This window comes from Methylobacterium sp. Leaf85 (assembly GCF_001422125.1).
In the GTDB taxonomy this organism is placed as follows: domain Bacteria; phylum Pseudomonadota; class Alphaproteobacteria; order Rhizobiales; family Beijerinckiaceae; genus Methylobacterium; species Methylobacterium bullatum.
In genome coordinates, this window is record NZ_LMME01000023.1 from 1 (window position 1) to 14117 (window position 14117).

A 14117-nucleotide genomic window follows, 5' to 3' on the forward strand; every position below is an offset into this window, starting at 1 on the left:
TGCGCCTGGGGCGAGATCTACTCCCTCTTCCCCTCCACCTGCACCGACACCTTCGGCACCAAGTTCGCCGCCACCAATGCCGGCCTGCTCTACACCGCCAAGGGCACCGCCGCGCTTCTCGTGCCCGTGGCCAACTACCTCCAGCAGGCCACAAAYAGCTGGGACGGCGTCTTCCTCGTCGCCGCAGGCGCCAACATCCTCGCWTCCCTCCTCGCCATCGGCGTGCTCAAGCCCTGGCGCAAGCGCGTGGTGGCCCAGGCACTTGCCGTCTCCGACGAGGCGAAGCCCGCCCCCCGCGTGGTCGCTGCCTGATCTCGGGCTGAGCCACCGACCATGACAGAGTGCGGGGGCCGGACGCCAAGTCCTGGCCCCCGCACCCGTTTCAGCCCCCCGTGATCGCCTCCGCAGGAGATGTCCGATGCCGCCGACCTGGCACCCGATGCACACGGCTCCGCAAATCGTCGAGCGGATCTGGCTCAACCATTTGACACTCGGCCCGATCCTGGCCGAGGGCCGCCCCGGCCGCTGGTACGCCCCGAGCGCGGCCCGGCAAGTCTGGCGTTGGTACCGTCCGGCCGGACCGGACACTCTTGAACCCTTCGCCGGCTGGCTCCCCTACGCGGCGCTCGCGGCTGAGGAGGAAGACGCAGCCGCCCTGGATGCCACGCCTCACGGCCTCCTAGATTCCCTTGCCATCGCAGGGCAGCGGGGCCGCACCGCCTCCTTTGGCGGATAGACCGCACGGCTGCCGGACCCGGAATGACGGAGGTCACCCTCGTTCCGCCCATCGAACGAGCCGGCTCCCAACGCCGGTCATGCTAAGGCTGTCCCACCGATGAGCTGGGAGAGAGAGCTTGGCTGCCGACCCGCCGGTTCGCATTCTGCGGCCACGCGATCAGCTCGATTTTTTTACGACACGCGATCGGTCGTCCTCTCGTCGGCGGTGACACCGCTCGACGCCTGGAACGTCGTCTCCTCAGAACCGCGACCGCTCATGGCGTCCGCCTTTCGCGTGAGGGATGCGATCGCGGCGCGCTTCGGTGTGAAGGCCATCGGCGGCTTTTCAGGAGAACGACGGCCGCATGTCCGCGAGGGCGACACGCTGGATTTCTTCCTTGTGGAACACAGCGCGCCGGATATGCTGGTCCTCACCGAGCGGGACCGGCACCTGGACGTCATGATTTGTCTTGCGACGTCCGGTCATCGTCTCACGATCACGTCGTCGGTCGTCGTCCACAATGCCTTCGGTCGGGCCTACATGGTGCCGGTCGCGTCGATCCATCGCCTGATCCTCGCCGCCGACCTGCGGCGCTTGAGGACGTCGTCGTGGCAGGAAGCCTCGCGTTCCGGCCCGTAGATCCTTCACAGGGACGAGGCCAGTCGATCGCCGAGCGCCCTTACGGGCGGCCATGAGGATGGGCCGGGCCGGTCCCCTCCCAAACGAAAACGGCGCGCCTTGCGGTGCGCCGTTCTCCTCGATTTTGCGGCCCGTCCTGGGATGGGCCGCCGCGTATCCGGCTCAGACAGCGTTCGCCTGATGCAGCCGCTCGATCTGCTGCTGGGTGTAGCCGAGGTCGAGCAGGACCTCGTCGGTATGCTCGCCAAGCAGTGGCGAGGACTTGATCTCCACCGGCATGTCCGAGAACTTGATCGGGCTGCCGACGGTCAGGTAGGTGCCGAGCTTCGGGTGCTGGACCTCGACGATGGTGCCGCTGGCGCGGAGCGAGGGATCGACCGAGAGTTCCTTCATCGACAGCACCGGCGAGCACGGGATGTCGAACTTGCGCAGGATGTCGACGGCCTCGAACTTGGTCTTGTCGGCGAGCCATTCCTCGATCGTGCCGAAGATGTCCATGATTTTGTCCTGGCGGGCGCGCGCCGTGTTGTAGGCCGGATCGTCGATCCACTCTTCCTTGCCGATCGCCTTGCAGATCGGGGCCCAGGCATGGCCCTGGATGGTGAAGTAGATGTAGGCGTTGGGGTCGGTCTCCCAGCCCTTGCACTTCAGCACCCAGCCCGGCTGGCCGCCGCCGCCCGCATTGCCGCCGCGCGGCACCACGTCGGTGAACTCGCCATGCGGGTACTGGGGGTACTCTTCGAGATAGCCGAGGGCGTCGAGGCGCTGCTGGTCGCGCAGCTTCACGCGGCAGAGGTTCAGCACCGAATCCTGCATTGACACGGCGACCTTCTGGCCCTTGCCGGTCTTGTTCTTCTGGTGAAGCGCCGTGAGGATGCCGATGGCGAGATGCATGCCGGTGTTGGAATCGCCGAGGGCCGCGGCGCTCACGGTCGGGGGGCCGTCCCAGAAGCCGGTGGTGGACGCCGCACCGCCGGCGCACTGAGCCACGTTCTCGTAGACCTTCAGGTCCTCGTAATGGTGGCCGTCCGAGAAGCCCTTCACCGAGGCCAGGATCATGCCCGGGTTGAGTTCCTGGATGCGCGCCCAGGAGAAGCCCATCCGGTCGAGGGCGCCGGGTCCGAAGTTTTCGACCATGACGTCGGATTGCTTGATGAGGTTCTCGAGGACTTCCTTGCCCTCGGGGGTCTTGGTGTCCAGCGTCAGCGAACGCTTGTTGGAGTTGAGCATGGTGAAGTAGAGCGCGTCGGCATCCTCCACGTGGCGAAGCTGGTTGCGCGTCACGTCGCCGGAACCGGGACGCTCGACCTTGATCACGTCGGCGCCGAACCAGGCGAGGAGCTGCGTGCAGGCGGGGCCAGCCTGGACGTGCGTGAAATCGATGATCTTGGTGCCTTCAAGCGGCTTGCTCATCTGGACGTTCTCCCTTTTCTATCGTCTTGCAACGATAATGGATCTGATAGTTCGACTGTCCGGTTCTGATCCGGAACTCATGTTGGCCCGTAGTCCGGCGAAACCTTGAGATCTGCGCGCCTCCACTCAAGCGGCGGCGCTTTCGAGCTCGCTCAGACGCTTGCGCATCTGGCGTTCGTCGTTCCAGCGCCGGGTCTCATCGCGGATGATGGCGAGGATACCGGTCACCGTGCCGTCGGGGCCGTGGAGAAGGCCGACGGTGAAGGCGATCGAGAGTGATCGGCCGTCTTTGTGAAGCGCCGGCACCCGCAGCACCTCGGTGCCGTAGCGGGTGATGCCGGTCCGCATCGTCTTGGCGTAACCATCCCAGTGACGCTGGCGCTGGCGTTCGGGGGTGATCAGGTCGAGGGATTGGCCGAGCGCCTCGGAGGACGAGAACCCGAAGATCCGCTCCGCCGCCGCGTTCCAGACCACGATGGCTCCCTCGGGATCGGAGACGACGATGGCATCTCCGGCGGCTTCCACCAGTTGCGAAAAATCGATGCCGGCGGGATTAGCTCGGTCCGACATAGCTTGGTCCGACTTGGCTTGCTTCGCGTCTTCTATCGAAACGGTGTTCATCGACTTCGCCGGCCGGCCTGGCCGTCAGGCGCGATGGAACGTTTCTCCGCGGTGACGCGGCGCGAAGACCGAAGACGTCGCAAGACCGGATTTAGGCAAAGACATGTTGCGGGTGCGAATGCTGCAATGCATCATTGTAATCGCTTCCTCCATTTCGCGGAAAGGTCAAACCCCGTCCGAGAGATGTTCCGCGCACTTGCTTTTTCTGTGCGTCTACTGTTGGTATTTGGTATGCCAATGATCGTTGGCTGTCAACACGGATGCAGGAGCGGCGGATGACATGGAACTTGCCCTCGCTCTCGGGGCGTTGCCTTCCCGCCATGCCTCGCATGCGGTGGCCAAACGAGCCTTGAGGAGACGCCCCGGATGGACAGTGACGGCAGCATCACCATCAGGCAGATCGAGGGGTATCGGTTCGAGATCGATTTCGGGGAGGCCTTCCCGAACCTCGCCGTCGACGAGGCTCCGCCCTATGGCAGCGGGGAGGGGCCTTTTCCCGAGCAGATCCTGGTCGCGGGCGTCACCAACTGCCTCTGCGCCAGCCTGGTCTTCGCTCTGGGCAAGTTCAAACAGGATGCCCCAGGGCTCGCCGCACGATCCAGCTTTCGGGTGGAGCGCAACGCAGAGGGCCGCCTGAGGATCAGCGGGATCGAAGTCGGAATCTCGCTTGCCGCTCCTGCAGGTTCGATGCCCCGCCTCGGTCAGGTTCTCGAACAGTTCGAGCGCTTCTGCACCGTGTCCGAGAGCGTCAAAGCGGGGATTCCCGTCACCGTTGCGGTGCGCGACTCGGACGGAACGCTGTTGAAATAACCGCTCACGAGGAAGGAAAAGCCATGGCACACGCGCGCGCGCAATCACCCGAAGACCTTGCCCGTCTCTTCAATGAGCGGGCCAATGCTGGCGACGTGGAGGGATTGGTCGCCCTCTACGAACAGGATGCCGTGCTCGCCGCCGGCAAGGTCGTGGCGACGGGGCAGCGGGAGATCCGCGCTTTCTATACGGACCTTCTCGCCCGTCGCTCCGAATTCCCGGCCGCGGAAGCGCTGCCCAGCATCCGCAACGGAGCGATCGCGATGACCTTCGCGCGCCTGCCGAACGGCACGATCTCGGTGGAGACGGCGCGGCTGCAGGACGATGGTGGCTGGCTGTGGATCATCGACCAGTTGAAGATCAAGCCGATGGCCGAGGCCAAGGCGGAATAGCGCTCTTGAAACCGGCCGCCGGGAGATTCACCCCATGATCGATCCGCAACTCGCCGGGCGGCTCACCTTCGCGCATCGCTTTCCGACCGTGGAACCGCTTCCCCCCGGTCGGCATCGGCTCGGCCTTTTCGACGAGCGCGATGCCATGCTGATCGTGCCGACGGGGATCGATCCGCGCCGTCCGACGCCGCTGGTCGTGCTCTTCCATGGCGGAGGCGGGAGCGCCGAGAAAATCCTGCCCATGCTGGAAGTGCACGCGGCGGTGCGCGGCTTCCTGCTTCTCGTCCCGCAATCCCTGTTCCCGACCTGGGATCTCGTCATCGGCGGTCATGGGCCGGACCGCGAACGGCTCGACCTCGCTTTGACCGATGTGGCGTCCCGCTTCATGCTCGATCCGTTGCACATCGTCTTCGCCGGCCATTCGGACGGGGGCAGTTACGCCCTCTCCGCCGGCCTCGCCAATGGCCATGTGGTGACCCATCTCGTCGCGTCGTCGGCGGGGTTCCTGTCGGTGCACCTTCAATCCGGGTCGCCGCGCATCTTTCTCTCACACGGAACTCGAGACGAGCAGATCCCCATCGATCGCAGTGCGAGGGTGCATACCGCCCGCCTAAGGGAGGCCGGCTACGACGTGACGTCGGTGGAGTATGACGGCCCGCATGCCTACCAGCCGGCCATCGTGGCACAGGCGATGGATTTTGTGTTCCGGCCCGAGGGTGACGGTCCGTAGCAGGCGGTTCCCGGCAGGCGTCGATCAGAGCAGCGTCCGGTCCAGCCGGATGATCCGGCACGGGTCGCCGCGCTTTGCCGCCGGAGCGCCGGGCGGGCGCACGAGGAGCGCCTCGGACTGGCCGAGTACCGAGAGCATGGAGGAATCCTGGCGCGTTTCGGCATGGACCGTGGGAAAGCCGCCCGCATTGGCCTCCACCCTCGCGCGCATGTAATCCTGGCGGATATCGTTGGCCGGCATGTCGGCGCCGAGGATCGCCGGCTCGCTGCGGTCGGCCCCGGCCTTGGGGTCGCCGAGAAGGGCGCGGATCGCCGGCACGACGAAGAGTAGGCCGCAGACCACGGCGGAGACCGGATTGCCCGGCAATCCGATGACCATCATCGGCCCGAGGCGCCCATGCATCAGCGGCTTGCCGGGGCGCAGGGCGACGCGCCAGAACCCGAGTTCGAGGCCCTCGCGATGCAGGGCCGCCTGGACGAGGTCGTGATCGCCCACGGAGGCGCCGCCGAGAGTCACGAGGAGATCGGCTTTCGCGTCCCGCGCCCGTCCGAGGGCCGCTTCGAGGGATGCGAGGCTGTCGCCGGCAATGCCGAGATCGATCGGTTCGGCACCCGCCTCGCGGGCGAGGCTCGCGACCGCCAACCCATTCGAGGCCACGATCTGGTCCCAGCGGGCCGGTTCGCCCGGTGCCACGAGTTCGTCGCCGGTGGCGAGGATCGCCACCCGCGGCCTGCGGCGAACCGACAGGGTCGCGTGGCCGCCGGCCGCCGCGAGGGCGAGGCGACGGGCATCCAGGCTCTCACCCGCGCGCAGGAGGGGATCGCCGGCCCGGAAATCGAGCCCCGGAACGCGGATGTGGCGCTTGGCGGCCACCGTCTCCGTGGCCGTGACCACGTTGTCGGAAACGTCGGCGTTCTCCTGGATCAGGATCGTGTCGGCCCCCGCCGGAACCGGAGCTCCCGTGAGGATCCGCACCGTTTCGCCGGGGCCGATCGTTCCGGCAAAGCCATGGCCCGCCGCGCTCATGCCGATGAGCCTCAGCGTCGCCGGAACGGTGGCGACATCCTCGGCGCGCACGGCGTAGCCATCCATCGCGGAAGCCGGGAAGGGCGGCTGCGTGCGCAGGGCGGCCACATTCTCGGCCAGCGTCCGGCCAAAAGCCTCGGCCACCGTGACCGTCTCGGCCGCCACCGGCTCGGCGGCGCTCGCGAGGATGCGCGCGAGCGCCTCCTCCACCGGAATGAGCGTGCTCACGAGGCGTCCTCGGCCCGGTACGAGCCGGACTTTCCGCCATCCTTGGCGAGCAAGTGAATGCCTTCGATCCGCATGCCGCGATCGGCGGCCTTCACCATGTCGTAGATCGTCAGGCAGGCGACCGAGACGGCCGTGAGGGCCTCCATCTCCACCCCTGTCGGGCCGATCACCTTGACCTCAGCGGTGACGCGCAGGCCGGGCAGGGAATCGTCGGGCTCGCATTCCACCCGGACCTTGGAGATCAGCAGAGGGTGGCAGAGCGGGATGAGCTCATGCGTGCGCTTCGACGCCATGATGCCGGCGAGCCGCGCCGTGCCGATCACGTCGCCCTTCTTGGCATCGCCTTCGCGGATCAGGCGCAGGGTCTCGGGTAGCATCACCACGACGCCCTGGGCGCGGGCCGTGCGGGTGGTGGCGGCCTTGTCGGAGACATCGACCATATTGGCGGCGCCGGCCGCATCGAGATGCGTGAGGGTGCTCATTTTCCGGCCTTGCCGAACAGGAGGCGCTTCGTCGCCTTGGTCACGTCCGCCTCCCGCATCAGGCTCTCGCCGACGAGGATGGTGCGGAGGCCGCCCTTTTCCAGGCGAAGGACGTCGGCATGGCCGGTGATGCCGCTCTCGGCGACGGCGATACGGTTGGACGGCACGCCTTTGGCCACGCGGATCGCCGTATCGAACGAGACCTCGAAGGTCTTCAGGTCGCGGTTGTTGATGCCGAGAAGCCGGGTGCCCAGCGGAATGGCGCGGGCGAGTTCCTCCTCGTCATGGACCTCGACCAGCACATCCATGCCGAGATCGTGCGCGGTCTCGACGATGGCCAGCGCCTCGTCGTCGTCGAGGCACGCCATGATCGCCAGCACGCAATCGGCGCCCCAGGCGCGCGCCTCGAACACTTGGTACGGTTCGAACAGGAAGTCCTTGCGCAATACGGGCAGCGAGCAGGCGTCCCGTGCCTCGGTGAGGTATTCCGGCTTGCCCTGGAAAGAGGGCGTGTCGGTGAGCACGGACAGGCAGGTGGCGCCACCCGCCTCGTAGGCGGCGGCGAGGGTGGCGGGGTCGAAATCCTCGCGGATCAGGCCCTTGGACGGAGAGGCCTTCTTCACCTCGGCGATGAGGGCGGGACGCCCTTGCGCGATATGGGCGGCGATGGCATCGGCGAAGGGGCGGACGGGCGCGGCCTTCTCGATGCGCTTCTCGAGCTTGGCGAGGGGTACGCGCAGCTTGGCTTCGGCGATCTCTCGGCGCTTGTAGGCCTCGATTCGCGAGAGCACGTCTCGCCGGTCGGTGGTGGCCGGTGCCGCAACCACGTCTGCCACGGGTTTCGCCTCGCTCATCGGGGCCTCTTTCATGTGTTCGAGACCGCGACGAGGCGCGCGAGGGTCGCCCTGGCCGCGCCATCGTCGATGGCGGATGCCGCACGCGCCACGCCTTCCGCCAGATTCTGAGCGGAACCGGCGACGACGAGGCCGGCCCCCGCATTGAGAACGGCGATGTCGCGATAGGCGTTGCGCTCGCCCGCCAGGACGGCGTTCAGCGCATGCGCGTTATGGTCGGGATCGCCCCCGCGCAGATCCTCGAGGGTCCAGAGCGGCAGGCCGACGTCGCGCGGATCGATGGTGAAACGGCCGATCCGCCCGTCCTCCAGGGTGACTACCGGCGTCGGGCCGGTGACGGTGATCTCGTCGAGCCCGTCCGACCCGTGCACCGTCCAGACCCGCGTGCTGCCCAGTTCGCCCAGCACACGCGTCAGGGGTTCGGCCCATGCCTCGGTGGAGACGCCCAGAAGCTGGCGCTCGACACCGGCCGGATTCGAGAGCGGCCCCAATAGGTTGAAGATCGTCCGCGTCGGCAGTTCGGAGCGCACCGGCGCCACGTGGCGCATGGCGCCGTGATGGGTCTGGGCGAACATGAAGCAGAGGCCGGCCTGCGCGAGGCAGCGGGCCAGCCCGTCCGGGTCGAGACCGATTTTCACGCCAAGGGAGACGAGGACATCGGCCGCCCCCGAGCGCGAGGTGGCCGCGCGGTTGCCGTGCTTGGCCACGGGCACGCCGCAGGCCGCCGTGAGGATCGCGGCGAGAGTCGAGACGTTGTAGCTGCCCGAATGATCGCCACCGGTGCCGACGATATCGATGGCGCCGGGCACCGGGGCCACGCGCACCATCCGCGCCCGCATGGCCTCCACCGCGCCGACGATCTCGTCCTCGGCTTCGCCGCGGACCTTCAGGGCGATGAGGAAGGCGCTGGCCTGGACCGGTGTCACCTCGCCCGAGAGCAGGTCGTCGAAGGCGGCGCGCGCCTCCGCCCGGTCGAGACTCGACCCGGCCGCGACTTTCGCGAGGAGCGGCTTGAAGGTGTCCATGGCTGTTCGACGCGTAAGTCAGTACTGACTGACGCGTCAATGCACGCCGGACCCTCGCTTGTCACGCCCCGCGTTCCAAGCGGCGGCGATGTCGAGGAAGTTGCGCATAATCTGCGAGCCGTGATGTGAGAGGACGCTCTCCGGGTGGAACTGCACGCCGTGGACCGGCAGTGTGGCGTGTTCCAGCGCCATGATGAGCCCGTCCGCTTCCGCCGTGACGATGAGGTCCTGCGGGCACCCGCCTCGCTCCACCACGAGGGAATGGTAGCGCGTGGCATCGAAGGGGCCGTTCAGCCCGCGAAAGACCCCCGTCGCCCTGTGGGTGATGCTCGAGACCTTGCCGTGCATGGGCTTTGGCGCCCGCACCACGTCGCCGCCGAAGGCCTGCCCGATCGCCTGGAGGCCGAGGCAGACTCCGAAGATCGGCACCTCGCCGGAGAGGTCGCGCACCACGTCGAGGCAAATGCCGGCCTCGTTGGGCGTGCACGGCCCCGGCGACAGCACCACCGCATCGGGAGCGCGCTTGCGGATCTCGTCGATGGTGATCCGGTCGTTGCGCACGACATCGATCGATCCGCAAAGCGGCCCGATGAGATGGACGAGATTCCAAGTGAAGGAATCGTAATTGTCGATGACGAGGACGTTGGCCATGATCGCGCTTCTCTTGATTCCCCTCGTGTGACGAGGTGAGCCGAGAGGGTCAAGCGTTCTCGCGCCGCGCCCGCTCTCAGGCCCCGATCGTCGGATGCCGGACGGCGGCGCCGTCCCCCAGATGCGCGCGGATGAAGGCACCGGCGCTCGCAAGGGATTGCCGCCCCTCGGCGAGTTGCGGATAGAACATGTGCCAGGCATGGATCATGTGCGGCCAGACTTGGAGCGTCACGGCGACGTCCGCCGAGGCGGCCACCCCGGCGAGGCGAAGGGAATCGTCCAGCAGGGTCTCGGCGCTGCCGACCTGGATCAGCATCGGCGGCAGGCCGCCGAGGTCGGCGTGAAGCGGCGAGATCAGCGGGGTCGCAGCATTCTTTCCTGCGCAATAGGCCTCCGCGAGTTCCGTCAGGTATTCCCGCTGGATCAGGGGATCGACCGCCGCCTTGGTGTCCATGCTGTCACCGGTCATCTCCAGATCGACCCAGGGCGACGTGAGCCAAAGACAGCGCGGAAGCGGCAGGCCGGCATCACGCAGCGAGAGGGCCGTCGCGAGGGCAAGCCCGCCGCCAGCGCTCTCCCCGGACAGGACGATGTTTCCCGGGCTGACGCCCGAATCCAAGAGGAAGCGGTAGCCCGCCAGGGCGTCATCGAGGGCCGCGGGAAACGGATGTTCCGGCGCGAGCCGGTAATCCAGGGCCAGCGTGCGCGCTCCGGCGGCGCGGCCCGTCTCGGCCATCATGTGCCGGTGGCTGTTGAGCGAGCCGGACACGTACCCGCCGCCATGCAGGAACAGGACGACGCGGGCCGGGTCGGCCTCCGGGCTCACGGTCCATTCGGCCGCCACCCCGCCGGCATCGACGGGCACGACCGTCACATCGTGGGGGACAGGATAATGCGCGCCGAATCCATCGAGCCGCTCACGGCGCTCGGCGAGATTCGAAGATCGTGGACTGGCCGCGAGGAGATCCCTGACGGCATCGATCTCGGTCCCAGCCATCACGTCCCTCCGCCATCGCAACCGGCCGATATACGACCGCTTCGATGTCTATCGGCAATCACGGCACGAGCGGAAGGGCTGCCTTGGTACGCGGAAGGACTACTGCCCCCGCCGCGCCCGGCTCGCAAACATCACCGCATCCTCAGCGGCGCGGAAAAGGGCTTTGGCTTTGTTCACGCATTCCTGTTGTTCGGAGGCCGGATCGGAATCGTAGACGATGCCGGCGCCGGCCTGAACATGCATCCGGCCGTCCTTCACGATGGCGGTGCGCAGAACGATGCAGGTGTCCATCTCGCCGCGCGCGCCGAAATAGCCGATGCAGCCGCCATAGGGTCCGCGCTTCTCACGTTCGAGTTCGTCGATGATCTCCATCGCCCGGACCTTGGGAGCACCGGAGACCGTGCCCGCCGGAAACCCGGCCGAGAGGGCATCGAGCGCGTCGTGGCTCGGATCGAGATCGCCCTCGACATTCGAGACGATGTGCATGACCTGGCTATAATATTCGAGGAAGAACGACCCCGTCACGGTTACGCTGCCGATGCGCGAGACCCGGCCGACATCGTTGCGGCCGAGATCGAGCAGCATCAGGTGCTCTGAGCGTTCCTTCGGATCGGCAAGCAGTTCCTCGGCCAGAGCCGTGTCCTCGGACGGCGTGGCGCCGCGCCGGCGCGTGCCGGCGATGGGGCGGATCGTGACGCGGCCCTCGCGCACCCGAACCAGGATCTCGGGCGAGGAGCACACGACCTGGAAATCCTCGAAGTCGAGGTAGCACAGGAAGGGAGCCGGGTTGGTCCGCCGCAGGGAACGGTAGAGGGCGAAGGCCGGAAGCGTGAACGGCGCCTCGAAGCGCTGGGACAGCACGACCTGGAAGACATCACCGGCGACGATGTACTCTTTCGCCCGCGCGACCATGTCCAGATAGGCATCGGGCGTCGTGTTCGAGACCGGCTCGGGATGGGCGATGGAGCGGGGGTCGATCCGCGATTCCACCGGAAGCGGACCTTCCAGGACATCGGCCACGCGCTCCAGACGGGCGAGGGCGCCCTCATAGGCCGCGCGCGCCGAAACCCCTGCGCTCGGGCGCACCGGGCCGACCACGGTGATGATGTCGCGCACGGCATCGAACACCACCATGACGCGCGGCCGGACGAGGATCGCGTCGGGAACGCCGAGGGGATCCGGGTTCGACTCCCCGAGCCGTTCCATGGCCCGGACCATATCGTAGCCGAGATAGCCGAAGAGTCCTGCCGCCATGGGGGGAAGCTCGGTGCCGTCATCGGCTCCGATGGCGCTCTCGGCGATGAGGGAGCGGAGGCTCGCCAGCGGCGAGGCGTCGTCGGGCTCGAACACCGACAGGTCGCTGCCCCGCGCGGTCTCCGGCCGGCCGTCGCGGCAGCGCCAAGCGAGGTCGGGGTCGAGGCCGATCATCGAATAGCGGCCGCGCACCGCACCGCCTTCGACGGATTCGAGCAGGAAGGCCGGCCCGGCATGAACCGCGCGCAGCTTGAGGAAAGCCGCGACCGGAGTTTCCAGATCGGCCACCAGGGTCAGGTTGAGGAGGGTCGGCCGCCCTGCCTCGTAGGCCTCCGTGAAGGCGGCGTAATCCGGCTCCTGAAACATGGTCGGTTCAGTACTCGCCGCCGATCGCGCGCCGGAACGCCGTCTGGTTGACGGTGATCCCCACGCTCTTCTGAACGTCGGCGATGTACTCGCCGAGGATGTCGTCGATGAGGGTCGCCTGGAACCGCTTCGAGATCGCCGCGTCGGAGGCGCTGCCGGGCACGAAGGCGGGCATCGTCGCCGCCGTGACCTTGGCGACCACGCGCGACTCGCCGGATTCCACCGAGACGGCCTTGTCCACCGGGACGGCGAAGAGGCGGTTGACCACGTCGGCCGAGAGGCCGTCCTTGGCCTGGCTGCGGGCGATGTCCGTGGAGGTCTGCACCTGCACGCCGACTTCCGTCGCCAGCGTGTCGATGGCCTCGCCCTTGTCCAGGCGCTCGGTGAGGCTGCGGGCCTTCTCCGACAGGCGCTTGGCCACCTCTGCGGCACGCCATTGCGCAACGGCCTGGTCGCGCACCTGGTCGAGGGGCTTGTCGTGGGCGTGGTCGATGCCGGTGACGTCGACCCAGACGTAGCCGCCCGACTTCAGGCGAAGCGCCTCGGTGTCGCTCCCGATCTCGGAGCGGAACACGATCGGCAGCGTCGTGTCGCGATCCGGGATGGAATCGACGAGCTTGCCCGACGGGTCGAGCCCCTGGGCGCTCACCGCCGGCACCGTCACGAGGGTGAGGCCCCGCTCCTTGGCGATCTCGGCCAGCGGCTTGCTGTTGGCGCGCTCGTCCTCGATCGCGTCGTGGTCCTTCTCGACGGCGGTCCTCGCGCGCTCGAGAGCGATCGTCTTGCGGATCTCCGGCGCCACGTCGGCGAGGGGCTTGCGTGTCTCGGGTTCGATGGCGGTGACGCGGAGAAGCACGGTGCCGAAGCGACCCTTGACCGGGGCGCTCACGGTGTTCTGAGCAAGCGAGAACGCGGCATCCGCGACGGCCGGGTCGAACAGGTCGGCCTTCGTGAGGTTGCCGAGGGACAGTTCCTTCGCATCGACGCCGCGCGCGACCGCGACGGCCTCGAATGGCTTATCGCCGGATTCGATCTCCTTGCGCGCCGCCTCGGCGGAGGCCTCGTCGGGGAACACGATCTGCTGGATCGTGCGCCGCTCCGGCGTGCCGTATTGCGCCTTGGCGAGATCGTAGCGCTTCTGCACATCCTCCTCAGTGACCGCGTCGGGCTTGGCCATCGCCTGTGGATCGAGGGCGAGGAGGGTCACGGCCCGGTAGTCCGGTGCGCGGAATGCGCTCTTGTTCTCGTCGTAGAAGGTCTTCACCTCCTCGTCGGTCGGTGCGGGAATGTCACCCGCCACGGACGGGGGCAGCATCAGGAAAGACGCCGCGCGGCGCTCGGTGGTGTAGCGATGCACGGCCTCGCGCAGGGCGGCGGGGACGTGGATGTCCGCGGCCACGGCCTCGGCGATCTGGAGCCGTCCGGCGGCGGCGCGCTGGTCACGCACGAACATCGCCTCGTTGATCCCGGCGCGCTGCAGCGTCTGGAAGAAGAGGGTCTGGTCGAAGGAGCCGTTGGCCCCCTTGAAGGTCGGCTCTTCCTGAATCGCGCGCAGCACCGCCGAATCGGGGATCACGAGCCCGAGATCCTTGGCCTGCTGGTCGAGGGAGGCCTCGCTGATCAGCTGAGAGAGGACCTGGCGATCGAGACCGAGGCCTCTGGCCTGATCGGGTGTCAGGCTGCGCTGGAGCTGGCTCTGGTAGCGCTGCAGCTGCAGTTGGTAGGCCGACCGTACAGCCTCCGAGGTGATCTGCGTCTTGCCCACCGTGGCCACGGTCGTGGCGGAGTTCGAGCGGAAGAAATCTTCCACGCCGAAGATCGCGACGCCGGCGATGAGGAAGGTGAAGACCACCGTGAGAATGATCTTGCCGAGCCAATGCTGGCTCGCACTACGCATGTTCTGCAGCATCG

General features: G+C 67.4%; 15 protein-coding genes and 1 pseudogene. 6 read left to right on the plus strand and 10 right to left on the minus strand.

Annotated features, from left to right (window positions below):
- From ASF08_RS25180 to ASF08_RS12270, 3 genes and pseudogenes are all read left to right on the plus strand, one after another.
- Positions 1-312, plus strand: a pseudogene (locus tag ASF08_RS25180) (oxalate/formate MFS antiporter); the annotation flags it as partial.
- Between the two features lie 106 nt (positions 313-418).
- Positions 419-736: a hypothetical protein gene (locus ASF08_RS12265; RefSeq protein WP_056145598.1), complete on the plus strand. Its 318-nt coding sequence runs from the start codon at positions 419-421 to the stop codon at positions 734-736.
- Between the two features lie 99 nt (positions 737-835).
- Positions 836-1357, plus strand: coding sequence for a DUF2867 domain-containing protein (locus ASF08_RS12270; RefSeq protein WP_210166703.1), 522 nt, complete (start codon positions 836-838; stop codon positions 1355-1357).
- A 162-nt stretch (positions 1358-1519) separates the two neighbouring features.
- Here the strand turns inward: ASF08_RS12270 and frc are convergent, their stop codons facing one another.
- Both frc and ASF08_RS12280 read right to left on the minus strand, forming a co-directional pair.
- Complete coding sequence (gene frc, locus ASF08_RS12275; protein ID WP_018044754.1) at positions 1520-2770, minus strand: formyl-CoA transferase; 1251 nt, start codon at positions 2768-2770, stop codon at positions 1520-1522.
- 126 nt (positions 2771-2896) lie between these two features.
- Positions 2897-3340, minus strand: a complete 444-nt coding sequence (locus ASF08_RS12280) for a PAS domain-containing protein (protein WP_056145601.1) — start codon at positions 3338-3340, stop codon at positions 2897-2899.
- 417 nt (positions 3341-3757) lie between these two features.
- Between ASF08_RS12280 and ASF08_RS12285 the strand changes: the two genes are divergently transcribed.
- Genes ASF08_RS12285 through ASF08_RS12295 form a run of 3 tightly spaced genes read left to right on the plus strand, consistent with a single transcriptional unit; the run spans position 3758 to position 5323 of the window.
- Positions 3758-4201: an OsmC family protein gene (locus tag ASF08_RS12285; protein WP_056145604.1), complete on the plus strand. Its 444-nt coding sequence runs from the start codon at positions 3758-3760 to the stop codon at positions 4199-4201.
- A gap of 23 nt (positions 4202-4224) precedes the next feature.
- Entirely contained in the window at positions 4225-4593 is a 369-nt protein-coding gene (locus tag ASF08_RS12290) for a hypothetical protein (protein ID WP_056145606.1), read from the plus strand.
- Between the two features lie 34 nt (positions 4594-4627).
- Complete coding sequence (locus tag ASF08_RS12295; RefSeq protein ID WP_056145610.1) at positions 4628-5323, plus strand: alpha/beta hydrolase; 696 nt, start codon at positions 4628-4630, stop codon at positions 5321-5323.
- A 24-nt stretch (positions 5324-5347) separates the two neighbouring features.
- On the opposite strand, the gene ASF08_RS12300 is transcribed toward ASF08_RS12295, so the two are convergent.
- The 8 genes from ASF08_RS12300 to ASF08_RS12335 form a co-directional block, all read right to left on the minus strand.
- Positions 5348-6577, minus strand: a complete 1230-nt coding sequence (locus ASF08_RS12300; protein WP_056145613.1) for a molybdopterin molybdotransferase MoeA — start codon at positions 6575-6577, stop codon at positions 5348-5350.
- Positions 6574-7059: a cyclic pyranopterin monophosphate synthase MoaC gene (gene moaC / locus ASF08_RS12305; protein WP_018044748.1), complete on the minus strand. Its 486-nt coding sequence runs from the start codon at positions 7057-7059 to the stop codon at positions 6574-6576. Before moaC ends, ASF08_RS12300 begins: the two co-directional genes overlap by 4 nt.
- Positions 7056-7913: an indole-3-glycerol phosphate synthase TrpC gene (gene trpC, locus ASF08_RS12310; RefSeq protein ID WP_056146504.1), complete on the minus strand. Its 858-nt coding sequence runs from the start codon at positions 7911-7913 to the stop codon at positions 7056-7058. The genes moaC and trpC overlap by 4 nt, the downstream gene beginning before the upstream one ends.
- 11 nt (positions 7914-7924) lie before the next feature.
- Positions 7925-8938, minus strand: a complete 1014-nt coding sequence (gene trpD, locus ASF08_RS12315) for an anthranilate phosphoribosyltransferase (protein ID WP_056145615.1) — start codon at positions 8936-8938, stop codon at positions 7925-7927.
- A gap of 36 nt (positions 8939-8974) precedes the next feature.
- A complete protein-coding gene (locus tag ASF08_RS12320) occupies positions 8975-9589 on the minus strand; it encodes an anthranilate synthase component II (RefSeq protein ID WP_056145619.1) in 615 nt (204 codons plus the stop codon).
- Positions 9590-9665: 76 nt separating this feature from the next.
- Complete coding sequence (locus ASF08_RS12325) at positions 9666-10586, minus strand: alpha/beta hydrolase (protein ID WP_056145622.1); 921 nt, start codon at positions 10584-10586, stop codon at positions 9666-9668.
- Positions 10587-10685: 99 nt separating this feature from the next.
- Positions 10686-12206: an anthranilate synthase component I gene (gene trpE, locus ASF08_RS12330; protein WP_056145625.1), complete on the minus strand. Its 1521-nt coding sequence runs from the start codon at positions 12204-12206 to the stop codon at positions 10686-10688.
- Positions 12207-12213: 7 nt separating this feature from the next.
- A complete protein-coding gene (locus tag ASF08_RS12335; RefSeq protein ID WP_056145629.1) occupies positions 12214-14115 on the minus strand; it encodes a peptidylprolyl isomerase in 1902 nt (633 codons plus the stop codon).
- Between the last annotated feature and the right edge of the window lie 2 nt (positions 14116-14117).